The 15,607-nt window shown below is 70.1% G+C and carries 17 protein-coding genes and 2 riboswitches; of the genes, 6 read left to right on the forward strand and 11 right to left on the reverse strand.

What is annotated here, in order from left to right; genetic code table 11:
* The first annotated feature begins 208 nt into the window (after positions 1-208).
* Entirely contained in the window at positions 209-1,777 is a 1,569-nt protein-coding gene (locus tag RF645_RS12170; RefSeq protein ID WP_368819170.1) for an amino acid permease, read from the forward strand.
* 78 nt (positions 1,778-1,855) lie between these two features.
* Here RF645_RS12170 and RF645_RS12175 read toward each other — a convergent pair whose 3' ends face one another.
* On the reverse strand, positions 1,856-2,284 hold the full coding sequence (locus tag RF645_RS12175; RefSeq protein ID WP_368819171.1) for an Lrp/AsnC family transcriptional regulator: 429 nt from the start codon (positions 2,282-2,284) through the stop codon (positions 1,856-1,858).
* 168 nt (positions 2,285-2,452) lie between these two features.
* On the opposite strand from RF645_RS12175, the gene RF645_RS12180 reads away from it, so the two are divergent.
* Together RF645_RS12180 and RF645_RS12185 are read left to right on the forward strand one after the other, a co-directional pair.
* On the forward strand, positions 2,453-3,481 hold the full coding sequence (locus RF645_RS12180; protein WP_285731011.1) for an ornithine cyclodeaminase: 1,029 nt from the start codon (positions 2,453-2,455) through the stop codon (positions 3,479-3,481).
* A gap of 127 nt (positions 3,482-3,608) precedes the next feature.
* Complete coding sequence (locus RF645_RS12185; protein WP_368819172.1) at positions 3,609-4,055, forward strand: hypothetical protein; 447 nt, start codon at positions 3,609-3,611, stop codon at positions 4,053-4,055.
* Positions 4,056-4,184: 129 nt separating this feature from the next.
* On the opposite strand, the gene RF645_RS12190 is transcribed toward RF645_RS12185, so the two are convergent.
* On the reverse strand, positions 4,185-4,565 hold the full coding sequence (locus tag RF645_RS12190) for a VOC family protein (RefSeq protein WP_368819173.1): 381 nt from the start codon (positions 4,563-4,565) through the stop codon (positions 4,185-4,187).
* A gap of 8 nt (positions 4,566-4,573) precedes the next feature.
* Entirely contained in the window at positions 4,574-5,101 is a 528-nt protein-coding gene (locus tag RF645_RS12195) for a DUF3995 domain-containing protein (RefSeq protein ID WP_368819174.1), read from the reverse strand.
* Between the two features lie 116 nt (positions 5,102-5,217).
* Here RF645_RS12195 and RF645_RS12200 point away from each other — a divergent pair, with 116 nt between their 5' ends.
* Positions 5,218-5,580 carry a hypothetical protein gene (locus RF645_RS12200; RefSeq protein ID WP_368819175.1) on the forward strand — a complete coding sequence of 121 codons (363 nt, stop codon included), beginning with the start codon at positions 5,218-5,220 and terminating at the stop codon, positions 5,578-5,580.
* Between the two features lie 90 nt (positions 5,581-5,670).
* Positions 5,671-5,958 carry a hypothetical protein gene (locus RF645_RS12205; RefSeq protein WP_368819176.1) on the forward strand — a complete coding sequence of 96 codons (288 nt, stop codon included), beginning with the start codon at positions 5,671-5,673 and terminating at the stop codon, positions 5,956-5,958.
* Between the two features lie 30 nt (positions 5,959-5,988).
* Here RF645_RS12205 and RF645_RS12210 read toward each other — a convergent pair whose 3' ends face one another.
* From RF645_RS12210 to RF645_RS12245, 8 genes are all read right to left on the reverse strand, one after another.
* The gene (locus RF645_RS12210) at positions 5,989-6,426 is read right to left on the reverse strand and encodes an AEC family transporter (RefSeq protein WP_368819177.1); all 438 of its coding nucleotides are present in this window, start codon (positions 6,424-6,426) and stop codon (positions 5,989-5,991) included.
* Between the two features lie 26 nt (positions 6,427-6,452).
* Positions 6,453-6,677 carry a hypothetical protein gene (locus RF645_RS12215; RefSeq protein ID WP_368819179.1) on the reverse strand — a complete coding sequence of 75 codons (225 nt, stop codon included), beginning with the start codon at positions 6,675-6,677 and terminating at the stop codon, positions 6,453-6,455.
* 126 nt (positions 6,678-6,803) lie between these two features.
* On the reverse strand, positions 6,804-7,298 hold the full coding sequence (locus RF645_RS12220) for a CoA-binding protein (protein WP_368819180.1): 495 nt from the start codon (positions 7,296-7,298) through the stop codon (positions 6,804-6,806).
* Positions 7,295-8,620 (reverse strand): O-acetylhomoserine aminocarboxypropyltransferase/cysteine synthase family protein, encoded by a 1,326-nt coding sequence (locus RF645_RS12225; RefSeq protein WP_368819181.1) that lies wholly within the window; start codon positions 8,618-8,620, stop codon positions 7,295-7,297. Before RF645_RS12225 ends, RF645_RS12220 begins: the two co-directional genes overlap by 4 nt.
* Positions 8,621-8,727: 107 nt before the next feature.
* A complete protein-coding gene (locus tag RF645_RS12230; protein ID WP_368819182.1) occupies positions 8,728-10,860 on the reverse strand; it encodes an AMP-binding protein in 2,133 nt (710 codons plus the stop codon).
* 73 nt (positions 10,861-10,933) lie between these two features.
* Positions 10,934-11,830 (reverse strand): ABC transporter permease, encoded by an 897-nt coding sequence (locus tag RF645_RS12235; protein ID WP_368819183.1) that lies wholly within the window; start codon positions 11,828-11,830, stop codon positions 10,934-10,936.
* A complete protein-coding gene (locus RF645_RS12240) occupies positions 11,827-12,873 on the reverse strand; it encodes an aliphatic sulfonate ABC transporter substrate-binding protein (protein WP_368819184.1) in 1,047 nt (348 codons plus the stop codon). Before RF645_RS12240 ends, RF645_RS12235 begins: the two co-directional genes overlap by 4 nt.
* Positions 12,870-13,670: an ABC transporter ATP-binding protein gene (locus tag RF645_RS12245; RefSeq protein WP_368819185.1), complete on the reverse strand. Its 801-nt coding sequence runs from the start codon at positions 13,668-13,670 to the stop codon at positions 12,870-12,872. The genes RF645_RS12240 and RF645_RS12245 overlap by 4 nt, the downstream gene beginning before the upstream one ends.
* Positions 13,669-13,775, reverse strand: a riboswitch (SAM riboswitch). (Overlaps the previous gene by 2 nt.)
* 116 nt (positions 13,776-13,891) lie before the next feature.
* A riboswitch (SAM riboswitch) is annotated at positions 13,892-14,006 on the forward strand.
* A gap of 81 nt (positions 14,007-14,087) precedes the next feature.
* Here RF645_RS12245 and RF645_RS12250 point away from each other — a divergent pair.
* Positions 14,088-15,503 carry an LLM class flavin-dependent oxidoreductase gene (locus RF645_RS12250; protein WP_368819186.1) on the forward strand — a complete coding sequence of 472 codons (1,416 nt, stop codon included), beginning with the start codon at positions 14,088-14,090 and terminating at the stop codon, positions 15,501-15,503.
* The last annotated feature ends 104 nt before the right edge of the window (positions 15,504-15,607 follow it).

The raw sequence follows: 15,607 nt of genomic DNA on the forward strand, positions 1-15,607 counted from the left end.
GACGACAGCCCCTCTCCAGCGCGCCTGCACGGCGTGCGGGGGAGGGGCTGTCCTTCATGGAGCAGCGCGTTCTCAGCTGTGATGTACGCTACATCTCGGCTGATGACGGTCGCTGCTGCACCGGTTGTCCCGTCCGGCCCTCCCGTCGCGTCCCCGTGGTGCTTGTCGGCGCCTGGGGCCGATGGCGCCTGAGCAGAAGAAGGCAGTCATGTCACACGAGAGCAATGCCCCGGTGCAGCAGCCGGATGATCCCTTCGCCTATGAGCAGGAGGGTTTCCACAAGGGCCTCGGGGCGCGTCAGCTCCAGATGATCGCGATCGGCTCGGCCATCGGCACCGGCCTGTTCCTGGGTGCCGGCGGGCGGCTCGAGACCGCCGGCCCGTCGCTGTTCATCCTGTACGCGGTCTGCGGCTTCTTCGGCTATCTGATCCTGCGCGCCCTGGGCGAGCTGGTGCTGCACCGTCCGTCCTCGGGCTCGTTCGTCTCCTACACCCGCGAGTTCTACGGGGAGCGCTCGGCCTTCGTCTCCGGCTGGCTCTACTGGCTGAACTGGGCCATGACGGCGGTCGCCGATGCCACGGCGCTGGCGATCTACATCGCCTGGTTCGGGCAGTACGAGTCCATGGCCTTCCTGGGGGAGATCCCGCAGTGGGTCGTGGCGCTGATCGTGGTCGTCGCGGTGGTCTCTCTGAACCTCGTCTCGGTCAAGGTCTTCGGCGAGATGGAGTTCTGGTTCTCCCTGGTCAAGGTCGGGGCGCTGCTGCTGTTCCTGGTCATCGGCATCATCTTCGTGATCTTCGGGACCCCCACGGGGACCGAGGTGGGCTTCTCCCTGATCACGAGCGAGGGCGGCCTGTTCCCGAACGGCTTCCTCCCGGCCATCATCGTCACGCAAGGCGTCGTGTTCGCCTACGCCGGCATCGAGCTCGTGGGCACCACCGCCGGCGAGACCATGGACCCGGAGAAGGTCATCCCGCGGGCGATCAACTCCGTGATCCTGCGCATCGCGGTCTTCTACGTGGGCTCCGTGGTCCTGCTGTGCATGCTCATGCCGTACACGGCATACTCCGCCGACGAGTCCCCGTTCGTGACCTTCTTCTCCTCGATCGGCGTGGAGGCTGCAGGTCCGCTCATGCAGCTCGTGGTGATCACCGCGGCCATGTCCTCCATGAACGCCGGCATCTACTCGACCGGTCGCATCCTGCACTCCATGTCGGTGGCGGGCTCCGCGCCGAAGTTCGCCGGGACCATGAACAAGGCCGGTGTGCCGGTGGGCGGCATCCTCCTCACCGCGGTGGTGGCGCTGTTCGGCGTGGCCCTGAACTTCTGGGTCCCCGCGCAGGCCTTCGAGATCGTGCTGAACATCGCGGCGATCGGCACCATGGCCTCGTGGGCGGCGATCGCCATGTCCCACCAGAAGTTCCTGCAGCTCGTGAAGCTCGGGCAGTACACCCGCCCTGGCTACCAGGCCCCGGGCGGCCGCTTCGCCGACTGGCTCGTGATCGCGTTCATCGCAGCCGTGATGGTGCTGATCGCCTTCGACTACCCCGTGGGCACCTACACGCTGGTCGCTATGGTGGCCGTCATCCCGTTCCTGGTCATCGGCTGGTTCGTGGTGCGCGATCGCGTCCGCGAGATCGCCGCGGCCCGCGACGGCTACACCGGCACTTATCCCGTGGTGGGCACCAGCCCCGGTCAGGAGCTGCTCACCCAGCGCTCGCACCGTCCGGAGGATCCGCGCGGGGGCGCCTCGGGGGATCCCGACGGGTCCCGCTGACCCTCAGCGCTTCAGCATCCAGCCGCCGCCGGGCGGAGCCGGGATATGCCGGCTCCGCCCGGCGGCCGCGTGCTCCGCTCAGCGCACGACCGAGCTGAGCAGCAGGGAGGTCTCCGAGTTCACGATGCCCTTGATCGAGCGCATCCGGCGCAGCAGGTCGTCGAAGGCGCGCAGGTTCCGGCAGGAGATCTCCGCGACCAGGTCCCAGTGGCCGTTCGTGGTGTGCAGTCCCATGATCTCCGGCAGTCCGCGCAGCGAGCCGATCACCTGATCGGTCGTGAAGCCCTGGACCTCGATGAAGGAGATCGCCCGGACCTCGTCGTCGGTGATCGAGCGGGTGCGCACGGTGAAGCCGATGATCACGTCGCGGGCCGTCAGGCGCTCGATGCTGCGGCTGATCGTGGTGCGCGAGACCCCCAGCCGCTCGGCGAGCGCGGCGATGGGGGCTCGGCCGTCGGCGCGCAGCTCGGCGATCAGGCGCCGCTCCAGCTCGGTGATCTCCGACATGCGCAGAATGCTACGCGTCGCTGTGCAGACTGCGGCTCAAGTGAGCAGATTGCACACAGATTGCGGCTTATCTGCGCACTTCTCTGCGCATATTGTTGAACGGGTCACTCGACGAACCGTGCAGCAGCTCGTCAGCAGCAGTTCCCCAACACGTCAGAAGGAGGCCGTATGCCGCAGCTCGTGGATGTTCCGTCCATGGCGCAGTGGATCCAGCGCGAGGGCGTCGGATCGATCATCGAGAGGATGGTCGGCTACATCGAGGAGGACTTCCGCAAGTGGGAGCGCTTCGACAAGATCCCGCGCGTGGCCACGCACACCCCGGTGGGGGTCATCGAGCTCATGCCCACCTCGGATCTCGAGACGTACAGCTTCAAGTACGTCAACGGGCACCCGTCGAACCCCGCCCGCGGGTACCAGACAGTGACCGCCTACGGGATGCTCTCGGATGTCGATAACGGCTATCCCACGTTCTTCGCCGAGATGACCCTGCTGACCGCGCTGCGCACCGCGGCGAACTCGGTCATGTTCGCCCGTCAGCTGGCGCGCAAGGACTCCAAGGTCATGGCGCTGATCGGCGCCGGCAGCCAGTCGGAGTTCCAAGCCCTGGGCTTCCGCTCGGTGCTCGGCATCGAGGACCTGCGGGTCTACGACGTCGATCCCGCCGCCATGGAGAAGCTCCGCCGGAACCTGGAGCCGCTCGGCTTCCGGATCACCCTGGCCGATTCGGTCGACGAGGCCGTCGAGGGTGCCGACATCATCACCACCTGCACCGCCGACAAGGCGCAGAACAAGGTGCTCTCGGATCATCAGGTGCGCCCCGGCGTGCACCTGAACGCGGTCGGCGGCGACTGCCCCGGCAAGACGGAGCTCGAGGCGGACATCCTGCGCCGGGCGAGCGTCTTCGTGGAGTTCACCCCGCAGACCCGCATCGAGGGCGAGATCCAGCAGATGGAGCCCGAGTTCCCGGTCGTCGAGTTCTGGCAGGTCCTCACCGGTGCTGCCCCGGGCCGCAGATCGGACGACGAGATCACGCTCTACGACTCCGTGGGCTTCGCGATCTCCGACTTCTCCGCGCTGCGCTGCGTCCGCGATGCCACGGCGGACACGGATCTGCAGCAGCACATCGACCTGATCGCCGATCCCGACGACCCCAAGGACCTGTACTCCCTGGTCAAGGCGCCGGTCCCTGTGGGCTGACCTGCAACGACTCCCGCAGCGCCTCAGGACGGCCGACAGCACCCGCTGTCGGCCGTCCCCCTATGTGGGAGCTGACATGACCGGTCATCCGGATGGTGCAGCGATCTGTGTGCGATTGAATGTATTCATGCTTCGAGCACCGCTGATCGCGACCCCGGCCATCGTGGTGGTCGTCGCTGTCGTCGTGCCGCTGGTGGGCAGCGAGTTCGTCTCGGTCAGCATCGTGGCCGGGCTGATCGCCGTGATCGGGGCCTGGTGCGTGCCGGCGACCTACACGCAGGGCGAGATCGGCTCGCTGCTGACGGTGGGCCAGGACGTCTGGACCCAGCGGCTCGCTCGCCTCAAGACCCTGCAGCTCGTGGTGGCCGGCGGCGTGCTGGTGGGACTCGAGGGCCTCGAGCTGCTGAGTGCGGCCATGGCGGCCATGTTCGGCATCGGTGTCGCCCTGGCGATCGGCGCCTTCACCGGGGCCTCGTCCGGAGCCGCCGCCTCGGATTCTGCGGTTCCCGGTGCGGGCTCGACGGGACCCGGAAGCGCGTCCCACATCGCCCGGCACGCGCACCACACTCACTGACACTCGGCACTCTCGCCGAGTAGTGCCCTCTTCCGTCCGCGCCTACGTGCCTTAATGCGCCCTGAGTGTCACGTGGCGCATCGAGGTACGTAGGCGCGGGAGGGGGCTCAAGCCTCCCTTACGGCTGTGTCAGCCCCAGCAGAGGCAGAACGGGTGGCCGGCGGGGTCGGCGTAGACCTGGAATCCGCGCGCGGCGGCGGGATCCTCGGCCGGCTGCAGCAGTTCGGCCCCCAGCCCCGTGACCTCCGCGTGGGCGGCCTCGAGGTCGGCGATGTAGAGGTCCAGGTGCATCTGCTGGTGCTGGGGGCCGTCGGGCCACTGCGGGCGGACGTGATCGGGGGCCAGCTGGATGCCAAGCACCTCGCGGCCGTCCACCACGATCGTGCGCCACTCGCCGGCCGCGCTCTGGAAGTCCGGCTCGGTAGTCCCGCCGAGCACTGCGGCCCAGAAGTCGGCCTCGGCGTCGACGTCGTCGGTGTCCAGCACCGGGTACTGCTTGAGGATCTCCATGGGGCCAGTCAATCGCGCGCGAGCTCATCTGTCGCCCCCGGCGCCGTCGTCGAGCGGCGCCGGGACGGGCCCCGACGGGAGCGGACCAGGCCGATGACCAGGACGATTCCCCACACGACGAACCAGGGATCCCACAGCCAGGCATGGCCCAGCATCGAGCTGCGGTCGAAGCCGCCGTCCGGCTGCATGGCCCCGGCGAGCACGAGCTGGGCGGTCACGGTGCTGAGCCCTCCCCAGAGGATGAGCACAGCGGCACTGAGCCAGCAGACCGCACGGCTCAGCGGAGCCAGGGGCCACCCGCTGCGCGCCAGCAGCCACGGCGCCAGGCCAGCGGTGACTTTCACAAGCCCCACCGGCACGAGCAGCCACAGGCGTCCGTCGAACTGCGACGCGACATCCCCGACCGTGCTCAGCAGCCACTGACCGCCACCGGCCCAGTAGAGGCTGAACAGTCCGTGCCCGATGCCCAGTACCGCCGCTGCTGCCAAGCACAGCGAGTCCTTGCCCCGCCCGCCCTGCCGTGGGACCGAATCCATGGCTCCATAGAACGGAGGGGTCGCCGACGCGGTCAAGAGGCATAGGCCTCTGGAGCGGCGTCGTCATCCCCCGGGAGACTGAGGACAAGCCCGCTCGGCTCGGATTGAATGGGCTCATGCTGAGACCCCCGCTGATCGCCACCGCCGTCGTGGCCGCAGCCCTCGCCCTGCTCCTGCCGCTGATCTCCGGCGCCCACGTCCTGGGGGCGGTGGTCTCCGCGATCGCCCTGATCGTGGGCGCCTGGTGCGCCCCCACCTCCTTCAGCTCGGACCAGACCGGCTCGGCGCTTCTCATGGGTCGGGAGGTGTGGACGGCTCGGACCGCCCGGCTCAAGGCGCTGCAGCTGTACGTGGCGGGCGCGGCAACGCTCGGTCTGGTCCTCCTGAACGTCTTCGACCCTGGGGTTGCTGTCGTCTTCGGCATCGCCCTGGCGATCGGCACCGGCGCCGCCGGATCTGGGGAGCGCTCGCGGGACTGAGTGGAAGGCTGCATCGCCGTGCTCGCCGTGGCGCTGCTGCCTCCCCTGCTCGGGAACGAGCGGGTCATCCCCTCCGTGATCATGGCTCCCATGCTGGCTGCCGACGTGTGGTGCATGCCGACCTCGATGCTGCGCAAGCCCCATGGATCGGTGCTCACCCTGTCGCGCGAGGTGTGGACCCGCCAGGTGGCGGTCTTGAAGTCGTGGCAGCTGCTCGTCAGCGCGGCGACGGCAGTGATCCTGGTGCTCATGGATCTCATCGCGCTCCAGGTCGCGGGTGCCGCCGGAATGGCCGTCGCGCTGGGCATGAGCCTGATCTCGGGCGATACCAAGGACAAGGCCGCGCCGGAGTCCACCGAGGACGCGGCCGCGAGCTGACGGCGATCAGGCAGGGGCCGGCGGCAGGGCTCAGGCTGCCGCCGCGTCAAAGGGCAGCCAGCCCAGGGCGCCGACCACGAAGAGCCAGGCGGTCAGCGTCGGGAACGAGGCCACCGTGGAGAGCAGAAGCGCCGCGGCTCCGAACTCGCCCTCCCCATGCTGCTCGGCCAGGGCTGCGGCGATCGACATCGACGGCAGCGCGCAGGCCAGCAGCGCGGCCGCCGCCAGGTCCGGGGCCAGCCCGGGCAGCCCGAGCGCGGGAAGCAGCAGGATCAGGCCGAGTGCGATCGCCGGCATGACCAGCAGCTTCGCGATCACCGTGGCTGAGAGATCCGCGAGCTGACCGCGCAGCTGCAGGCCCACGAGCATGCCGCCGATGGACAGCAGGGCCACCGCCGACGACGACTGCGCGATGAGGCGGACGGCGTCGTCGAGCATGCCGGGCAGATCGAGGCCCAAGCCGGTCATCACCAGGGCCAGGGCGATCGCGATGATCAGCGGTGCGTGAGCACGCTGCGGGCGATGCCGCCGATCCGTCGTCCCAGGGGAGCGCCGCGGCCGGAGGCGGCCTCGAACAGGGTCAGCGCCACGGGGATGATCACCACGTTGTCCACGAGCATGGACATGCCGATGGCCAGGCCCGCGGACTCAGGGATCAGCAGCAGGAGCAGGGGCGCTCCCACGAACCCGTTGTTGGTGCCGCTGACGGCCAGGGACATCGACGCCGCCCGCTGGGGCGGCATGGAGCGCGAGCGCGACCACGCGCGCCTGTGTGCTTGTCCTCGCTCTCGCAGGCGAAGAGCGCGCGGAGGCACGCTGGCGCGCGGCGGGGAAGGGGCGTCAGCTCAGGCGGTGACCTGTCGCTTGGACGAGATGACGCCCGTGTTGAAGCCGGCCAGGTGCAGCCCGCCGTGGAAGCGGGCGTGCTCGATCTTCACGCAGCGGTCCATCACGGCGTTGAGCCCGGCGTCCTCGGCGATCCGCGCGGCTTCCTCGTTCCAGGAGCCCAGCTGCATCCACACCGTCTTGGCGCCGATGTCCACGGCCTCCTGGGCCACGCCGGGCAGGTCGGCGTCCTTGCGGAAGACCTCCACCAGGTCCGGGACCACGGGCAGGTCGGCCAGCGAGGGGTAGACCTTCTGCCCCAGCACCTCGTCGAGCACGGGGTTCACGAAGTAGACGTCGTACGGCGACGATGACAGCAGGTAGGTCGCCACGAAGTACGACGCGCGCGAGGGCTTGTTCGACATCCCGACGATCGCGATGGACTTCGTGGAGCGCAGGATGTTCAGGCGCTCGGGGGCGCTGGGGCCCACCCAGATGCGGTTCTGGCTGCTCATGCGGAGGCTCCTTCGCGGGTGATGCCCGTGGCGGTGGTGAGGGCCTGATCGAGGTCCCACAGGATGTCGTCGGCGTCCTCGAGACCCACGGAGATGCGGATGAGGTCCGGGCCCACGCCTCCTGAGACGAGCTGCTCGGCGGTGAGCTGCTGATGCGTGGTGGAGGCCGGGTGCAGCACCAGGGTGCGGGCGTCGCCGATGTTGGCCAGATGGGAGGCCAGCTGCAGTCCCTCGATGAACCGGCCGCCCACCTCGCGGGCGTCGAGCTCGGCGGTGGCGGCCACGCCGAAGGCGAAGACCGAGCCGGGGCCCTGCGGCAGGTACTTCTGCGCGCGCTCGTGATGCGGGTGCCCGGGCAGCCCCGCGTAGTTCACGTAGGAGATGCGCGGGTCCGATTCCAGCCACTCGGAGACGGCCTGGGCGTTGGCCACGTGGGCGTCGATGCGCTGCGGCAGCGTCTCCACGCCCTGCAGCAGGTTCCAGGCCGACTGCGGGGACAGCGCCGGGCCGATGTCGCGCAGCTGCTCGGAGCGCAGCTTGGTCAGGAAGCCGTACTCCCCGAAGTTCCCCCACCAGCTCACGCCGTTGTAGGACGGCACCGGCTCCGTCATGGAAGGGAACTTCCCATTGCCCCAGTCGAAGCGCCCGGACTCGACGACGACGCCGCCCAGCGTGGAGCCGTGCCCGCCCAGGAACTTGGTGGCCGAGTGGATCACGATGTCCGCACCGTGCTCGAAGGGCCGGTTCAGGTACGGGGTGTTCAGCGTGGCGTCCACGACCAGCGGGATCCCGGCCTCGTGGGCCACGGCCGCCAGCCCGTCCAGATCGGCGATCTCGCCCGACGGGTTCGCGATCAGCTCGGTGTACACGGCCTTGGTCTGCGGCGTGAGGGCGGCCCGGAAGTCGGCCGGGTCGGTGCCCTGCACGAACGTGGTCTCCACGCCGAAGCGGCGCAGGGTGACGTCGAGCTGGGTGATCGTGCCGCCGTAGAGCTGGGACGAGGCCACGAGGTGATCGCCCTGCCCGCACAGCGCGGCGAAGGTGATGAACTCGGCGGCCATGCCGGAGGCGGTGGCCACGGCGCCGATGCCGCCCTCCAGGGACGCCACGCGCTCCTCGAAGGCCGCGACCGTGGGGTTGCCGATGCGCGAGTAGATGTTGCCGTACTTCTGCAGGGCGAACAGGTTGGCGGCATCGTCGGCGTCCTTGAACACGAACGAGCTGGTCTGGTAGATCGGCACGGAGCGGGCCCCATGCTCGGCATCGGGAGTCCCGCCTGCGTGCAGCGCACGGGTGCGGAATCCGAACTGGTGCTCGGCCATGTGTCCTCCTCGTGGGGCGCGCCCCTGGCGTGGGTCCTGCTGGAGAGTCTGTGCCGCCGGGTGGGGCCCTGCAAGCAGGGCGACGCGGCGGCGATGGTGGGTGCGGGTCAGCCGCGCGCCGAGAAGATCTGCTCGATCGCCTCGAGCGACCCCTCGTTCTGCAGCGACGAGCGATCGCCCAGCGGCCGCCCCTCGTAGAGCTGGGCGAGCAGGCGCCGGGTGATCTTCCCGGAGCGGGTCTTGGGCAGATCGGGCACGGGGATCACCTCGCGCGGCTTGGCGATCGGGCCGATCTCCTGCGCCACATGGGCGCGCAGGGTCTCGCGGACCTCGGCCTCGGGCAGGGCACGGCCCTCCGAGGTGAGCACCACGCAGGCCAGAACGGCATGGCCGGTCAGCGCATCGGCCACCGGAGCGGTCCCGGCCTCGACGACCAGCGGATGCGTGACCAGCGCCGACTCGATCTCGATCGTGGACAGCCGGTGCCCCGAGATGTTGATGACGTCGTCGACCCTGCCGAGGATGTAGAGATCGCCCTCCTCGTCGAGCCGGGCGCCATCGCCGGCCAGGAACCAGCCGCGCTCGCCGAAGTCCGCCCAGTACGAGCTCAGGTAGCGCTGCGGGTCTCCCCACACGGTCCGGGCCATGGACGGCCCGATCGCATCCACCACGACGAGGCCCTGCTCGCCCGCCGCGACCTCCTCGCCGGCCGCGTCCACCACGCGGGTCGAGACCCCGGGAACGGGGCGCACCGCGCAGCCCGGCTTGGCCGCGGTGTGCGGGGTGCCCTCGGGGAACGTCCCGGAAGGGGCGAACTGCGGATCGTGGGGCCGGGGCGAGGCCACGCAGGAGCCGGTCTCGGACTGCCACCAGGTGTCCACGAACGGGACCTCGCCGCGGCCCACCTGCTCGCGCAGCCACCGCCAGGCCTTGGGGTTGATGGACTCGCCCACCGTGCCCAGCAGGCGGATCGAGGACAGGTTCCAGACCTTGGGCAGGCCCTTGGGGAACGCGCCCATGAGCGAGCGGATGAGCGTGGGGGCGGTGTAGTAGGTCGTCACGCCGTAGCGCTCGATGATGTCGAAGTGCCGGCCGAAGTCCGGGGTGCTCGGAGTGCCCTCGTAGATGACCTCGGTGACGCCGTTGACCAGGGGCCCGTAGATCTCGTAGGTGTGCGCGGTGACCCAGGCGAGGTCGGCGGTGCACCAGTGGATGGTCGCGTCCACCTTGGCGGGGTCGTTGACGGCGGAGAGCTCCTGCGGGCGCAGCACGCCGTGGTCGTCCGGGGCATCCGGCAGCAGGTCGAAGAGCAGGGCGTGCGTGTAGGCGGCCTGGACCAGGTAGCCGCCCATGGTGTGCACCAGGCCCTTGGGGCGGCCCGTGGTACCGGAGGTGTAGATGATGAACAGCGGCGTCTCGGCGTCGAAGGCCTGCGCCTCGTGGACGTCGGAGACCGACTCGAGCAGCTCGTGCCACCACAGGTCCCGGCCCTGGGTCCAGGGCAGCTCCATCTGGTCGTTGGAGCGCGCCCCGCGCTTGCCGGCCGGCAGCTTCGCGTTGCCGGGCCGGGAGGTCCGGCGCACCACGAGCACGTGCTCGATCGCGTTGGTGCCGGCACACGCTTCATCTGCCTGGGCCTTGACCGGCACCACCTTGCCGCGGCGGTTCTGCCCGTCGGTGGTGACCAGGACCTTGGCGCCGGTGTCCTCGACGCGGAAGCGCAGCGCCTCGGCGGAGAAGCCTCCGAAGACCAGTGAGTGCACCGCCCCGATCCGGGCGCAGGCCAGCGTGATGATCACGGTCTCCGGGATCACCGGCAGGTAGATCACCACGCGGTCGCCCTGGACCACGCCCAGCGACTCCAGCGCGTTCGCAGCTCGGGCCACGGCCTTCTGCAGGTCGGCGTAGGTCCAGGTCTGGCGGTCGCCGGGCTCGCCCTCGAAGTGCAGGGCCACGTGCGAGCCGCGCCCGGCCTCCACATGGCGGTCCACGCAGTTGACGGCGACGTTGAGCTTGCCGCCCTCGAACCAGGCGATCTCGGGCACCGAGTAGATGGGGCTGCCGTCGTCGTCGGTGCCGATCCGCTGCGGCTTGTCGAAGCGGTGCGTCGTGTGCCACGGCTGCGCCCAGTCCAGGCGGGAGGCCTGCTCGGCCCAGAAGGCCACGCGCGCCTCATCGGAGATCCGCGCGGGATTCGGCGTGGGGGCCAGGGGATCGGAGTAGGACTGCGTTGCGCTCATACGGGTGCTCCTTGCGGGGTGCCCGCGGCTGCGGGCGGGTTCTCGGAACGGGTCGAGGACGGCTTCCAGGGTCTCAGGTCCGGCGCACTGCGCCCCAGCGGGCCTGGGCCCAGCGCTCGAACAGCCCGAGCAGGGCGTCGGTGAGCTTGCCCAGGATCGCCAGCAGGACGATGGCCAGCAGCAGGCGGTCGGTGCGCCCGTTGTTCTGGGAGTCGGTGAGCAGGAAGCCCAGGCCCATCGAGGAGCCGAGCAGCTCGGCGGCCACCAGGAACAGCCAGGCCTGGGCCAGGGCCAGGCGCAGGCCGGAGATCACAGAGGGCATGACCGCCGGCAGCTGGACGGTCAGCAGCAGGCGCAGACCGGAGAAGCCGAAGGATCGGGCGGCCTCCACGAGATGGCGGTCGACCTCCCGCAGAGCGGTCGAGACCGTGGTGAACACGGGGAAGAACGCGCCGATGGCCACCAGGGTCACCTTGGAGTTCTCGCCGATCCCGATCCACAGCAGCAGCAGCGGCACCCACGCCAGCGACGGCACCGCGCGCAGCGCCCCGATCAGCGGCGAGCCCAGGGCGCTGGCCCAGGGGGAGAGCCCGATCAGGGAGCCCACGGCCAGCCCGAGCAGCGAGCCGATCACGAATCCGACGACCACGCGCTGGGTCGAGATCCCGATGTGGGTCCACAGCGCCCCGTCGGTCAGCAGCTCGCCACCGGCCTGCAGGACCGCCAGGGGACGCGGCAGCTGCACCGGGGAGAACGTGCCGTTCGTGGACAGCAGCTGCCACATCGCGAGCAGTGCCACCGGCAGCAGCAGTCCCAGGCCGACCCGGGCCCAGGGGCTGCGCAGGATGGCGCCCCGCGGGGCGGGGGTGCGGACCGAGCGCTGCGAGTCCGGACGCTGGGAGCCGGGACGGTCGGAGCCCGCGGGCTCCGGAGCCTCGGAGGCTGGTGCGGAGGTGGTCGTGACGCTCATGCGCTGTGCCCTTCGATGATCTCGGCCGCGCGCTGGGCGCTGGCCTCCTGCGCGAACCGCGCGTCGAGGATGGTGTCGATGGCCTTCTGGACGGTCTCCAAGTCGGGGACGTCACCGGTCTCCACGAGGATCGGGGCGATGCGCTCGAGGACCTCGAGCTGGTCGTCGCCGGGGACCGGGTCGATGTCAAGGTGCGTGCGCTCCCAGACCCGCTCGGCCGTCGTCGTCTCGATCTCGGAGGCCTCGGCCAGGATCGCGATGCCCTCCTGGGGGTTCTCCAGCGCCCAGGCGCGGGCGTGGGCGTAGACGTCCACGACCATCTGGGCCCCGCGCGGGTTGATCTCCAGGAACAGCTCGCGAGCGTTGAGGAAGCAGTAGGTGTTGAAGGCCAGGTCGCGCTGGAACAGCACCGCCCCGTCCTGCTCGGCGCCGGCCATGATCGGGTCGAGCCCGGACCAGGCGTCCACCTGCCCGCTGGTCAGGGCGGAGCGGCCGTCGGCGTGCTGGAGGTTGACCACGGTGGTCTCGTCGAAGCCCATATCCGCCGCCGACAGCGCCTGCAGCAGGAAGAAGTAGGGATCCGTGCCCTTGGTGGCCGCCACCGACCTGCCGCGCAGATCCTCGACCGAGCGCAGGGGCGAGTCCGCGGTGCGCACGAGTGCTGCCCACTCCGGCTGGGAGCAGATGTCGATCGCGCGGATGGGGGAGCGGTTGGTGCGCGCCAGCAGCGCGGCCGAGCCCGCGGTCGAGCCGATGTCGATCGCCCCGCCGCGCAGGAACTCGTTGGCCTTGTTGGACCCGGCCGAGAACGTCCAGTGGACCTCCTGGCCGCCCTCGGCGGCGACGGTCTCCAGCCAGCCCTTCTCGCGGACGATCAGCGACAGCGGGTTGTAGGTCGCGTAGTCCAGGTAGATCTCGGTGTCCGAGCCGGAGGCCATGCCGCGGCCCGGGCCCTCGCCCTCCATGACGCACCCGGACAGGGGCGCGGCGGCGGCCCCGACGGCGGCCAGGCCCAGCAGGCGACGACGCGTCAGCCCGCTCATGCCTCCACGCCCAGCAGGCCGAGCAGGTGCCTGCGGGCACCCGTCAGCTCGGGATCATCGCGGTGGCGCGGGCGGGGCGAGTCCACCGTGAGGATCTCCTGGATGCCCGCCGGCCCGCCCTCCGGCGGCGTCCCGAGCACGACCACGCGGTCGGAGAGCACCAGGGCCTCCTCGACGTCGTGGGTGACCAGCAGGACCGTCGTGGGATCGGCGGCGTGGATCTCCAGCAGCAGGTCCTGCATCTTCAGGCGCGTCAGTGCGTCGAGCGCGCCGAACGGCTCGTCGAGCAGCAGCACCTGCGGGTTGCGCGCCAGCGCCCGAGCCAGCGAGGCCCGCTGCGCCATGCCTCCGGAGATCTCCGACGGGTGATCCTCCGCATGCCTGGACAGCCCGACCAGCTCGAGCAGGTGGGCCACCCGCTGCTCGGCCTCGCGGCCGCGCACGCCGCGCGGCAGTCCGAGCGCCACGTTGCGGGCCACGGTGCGCCACGGCAGCAGCCGCGGCTCCTGGAAGCCCACCGCACAGCGGGGGTCCAGGCCGCGCACGGGCGCGTCGTCGATCAGGACCCGGCCGGCCGTGGCGGTGCCGAGACCGGCCACCGCGCGCAGCAGGGTGGACTTGCCGCAGCCCGACGGGCCCAGCACGGAGACGATCTCCCCGGGGCGGACCTCGAAGCTGACATCGGCCAGGACGTCGCGCCGGCGGCCCCCGGAAGACGGGAAGGACTTGCCGACCCGGTCGAAGGTCAGGGCGGCGGCATCGACCGTGCTCAGGGCGGACGGGGGTGCAGAGATCATCACATCACTCCATCGGTCCTGGCATTAGCACCTTGTGCCGCGGATGGACGGCACTGGTTGCTGCGGCGTCGACGAGCCAGGTCTCTCGGCCGCTCCGGATGGGAACCGGGGGTCATTCAATGCCCTGGTCCGGGGAGACAGCAAATCGGAGGACGAGCGGGGCAACGCGCGGCATGGGCTTCGCACTGTCGCCTCAGGTGTGCATAGGATGACGCTCACACGATCAAGAGTTCCGGCCCACAGCCCTGGCTGGCCGGACGGCAACCCTCTCCCGTAGCGGGGTGCCCCAGGTGAGGATCGGGCCGCTCGCTAGACCGCGTGCGGCAAGTACGGCGCACGCACGCGCTGGACCCGCAGGTTGGCCGCGGCATGAGCGGCGCACGGGGCGCGGGTCTGTCTTCTCAGGAGCAGCCTTCTATGGCCAAGCGGATCTCCCTGAACGCCTTCGACATGACCTGCGTGGATCACCAGAGCTTCGGGCTGTGGCGCCACCCGCGCTCGCGGGCCACGGAATACAACACGATCGAGTACTGGACGCACCTGGCCCAGGTGCTCGAGCGGGGCCGCTTCGACGCCCTGTTCCTGGCCGATGTGGTCGGCATCTACGACATCTACCGCAACTCGGCCGCCCCCTCGATCGCCGACGGCGCGCAGGTCCCGGTCAACGATCCGTTCATGCAGATCTCCGCCATGGCCGCGGTGACCCAGAACCTCGGCTTCGGCGTGACCAGTGCGGTCACCTACGAGCAGCCGTACACGCTGGCCCGCAAGTACGCGACGCTGGATCATCTGACCCGCGGGCGCGTGGGCTTCAACGTGGTGACCTCCTACCTGCCTTCGGCGGCCGAGAACCAGGGTCTGCCCACGCAGATCGAGCACGACGAGCGCTACGAGATCGCCGAGGAGTTCCTCGACGTCTGCTACAAGCTGTGGGAGGGCTCCTGGGAGGACGACGCCGTCGTGAAGGACGTGGAGCGCGGGATCTACGCCGATCCGGCCAAGGTCCACCCGATCCAGCACCAGGGCAAGCACTTCACGGTGCCTGGTGCGGCGCTCACCGAGCCCAGCCCGCAGCGCACGCCGCTGATCTTCCAGGCCGGGGCCTCCTCGCGCGGGCAGGCCTTCGCGGGCAAGCACGCCGAAGCCGTGTTCATCGGCGCCCTGCGCCCGGACCTCACCCGGTACATGACCGACCGGATCCGCGACAAGGTCGAGGCCGAGGGCCGTGACCGGGACGACGTGAAGATCTACGCGATGCTCTCCGTGGTGGTCGACGAGACCGACGAGAAGGCCCAGGCCAAGTACCGCGAGTACCAGAGCTACGCCAACCTGGAGGCCTCGCAGGCCATCATCGGCGGCTGGTCCGGGCTGGATCTGTCCACGTTCCAGGAGGACGAGGTCCTGAACTACGTCAAGACCGAGGCCATCCAGTCCTTCCTCACGCCGTTCACCATGCAGGACGGCACCAAGCAGTGGACGCGCGAGGAGATCGCCCGCCACTGCGCGATCGGCGGCATGGGCGATGTGGTCGTGGGCTCGCCGCAGACCGTGGCCGATCAGCTCGAGACCTGGATCGACGAGGGCGGGCTGGACGGGATCAACCTGGCCTACCACGTGTCCCCGGGCTCGTTCGAGGACTTCGTGGAGCACGTGGTCCCGGAGCTGCAGAAGCGCGGTCGCTACCGCACGGACTACGACGGGCCCACCCTGCGCGAGAACGTCTACGGCGCCGGGCAGACCAAGGTGCTCGACACCCACCCGGCGGCCAAGTACCGCGGGGCCTACGTGGGCAGGCCGTCCACGGCGGACACCCCGTCGCGGGATCTCGGCTGAGGGCTGGAGAACGGCAGCCGGCAGAGGCCCTGGCCCTTCCGAGGCCCTTTGCCATCACTGGCAGGGATGCAGCGCCGATGCATGCGTCCGGGACTTCAGGCTGC

The sequence above is a fragment of the Kocuria sp. CPCC 205260 genome (assembly GCF_040981045.1).
Lineage (GTDB): Bacteria > Actinomycetota > Actinomycetes > Actinomycetales > Micrococcaceae > Kocuria > Kocuria palustris.

Excerpts from the sequence above, each read along its gene's own strand:
- RF645_RS12185 (WP_368819172.1), top strand. The coding sequence starts at position 3,609 with ATGCTTCGAGCACCGCTGATCGCGACCCCGGCCATCGTGGTGGTCGTC.
- RF645_RS12200 (WP_368819175.1), top strand. The coding sequence starts at position 5,218 with ATGCTGAGACCCCCGCTGATCGCCACCGCCGTCGTGGCCGCAGCCCTC.
- RF645_RS12225 (WP_368819181.1), bottom strand. The coding sequence starts at position 8,620 with ATGGCCGAGCACCAGTTCGGATTCCGCACCCGTGCGCTGCACGCAGGC.
- RF645_RS12215 (WP_368819179.1), bottom strand. The coding sequence starts at position 6,677 with ATGTCCCTGGCCGTCAGCGGCACCAACAACGGGTTCGTGGGAGCGCCC.
- RF645_RS12230 (WP_368819182.1), bottom strand. The coding sequence starts at position 10,860 with ATGAGCGCAACGCAGTCCTACTCCGATCCCCTGGCCCCCACGCCGAAT.
- RF645_RS12175 (WP_368819171.1), bottom strand. The coding sequence starts at position 2,284 with ATGTCGGAGATCACCGAGCTGGAGCGGCGCCTGATCGCCGAGCTGCGC.
- RF645_RS12245 (WP_368819185.1), bottom strand. The coding sequence starts at position 13,670 with ATGATCTCTGCACCCCCGTCCGCCCTGAGCACGGTCGATGCCGCCGCC.
- RF645_RS12220 (WP_368819180.1), bottom strand. The coding sequence starts at position 7,298 with ATGAGCAGCCAGAACCGCATCTGGGTGGGCCCCAGCGCCCCCGAGCGC.
- RF645_RS12250 (WP_368819186.1), top strand. The coding sequence starts at position 14,088 with ATGGCCAAGCGGATCTCCCTGAACGCCTTCGACATGACCTGCGTGGAT.
- RF645_RS12235 (WP_368819183.1), bottom strand. The coding sequence starts at position 11,830 with ATGAGCGTCACGACCACCTCCGCACCAGCCTCCGAGGCTCCGGAGCCC.
- RF645_RS12240 (WP_368819184.1), bottom strand. The coding sequence starts at position 12,873 with ATGAGCGGGCTGACGCGTCGTCGCCTGCTGGGCCTGGCCGCCGTCGGG.
- RF645_RS12205 (WP_368819176.1), top strand. The coding sequence starts at position 5,671 with ATGCTGGCTGCCGACGTGTGGTGCATGCCGACCTCGATGCTGCGCAAG.
- RF645_RS12210 (WP_368819177.1), bottom strand. The coding sequence starts at position 6,426 with ATGACCGGCTTGGGCCTCGATCTGCCCGGCATGCTCGACGACGCCGTC.
- RF645_RS12170 (WP_368819170.1), top strand. The coding sequence starts at position 209 with ATGTCACACGAGAGCAATGCCCCGGTGCAGCAGCCGGATGATCCCTTC.
- RF645_RS12180 (WP_285731011.1), top strand. The coding sequence starts at position 2,453 with ATGCCGCAGCTCGTGGATGTTCCGTCCATGGCGCAGTGGATCCAGCGC.
- RF645_RS12195 (WP_368819174.1), bottom strand. The coding sequence starts at position 5,101 with ATGGATTCGGTCCCACGGCAGGGCGGGCGGGGCAAGGACTCGCTGTGC.
- RF645_RS12190 (WP_368819173.1), bottom strand. The coding sequence starts at position 4,565 with ATGGAGATCCTCAAGCAGTACCCGGTGCTGGACACCGACGACGTCGAC.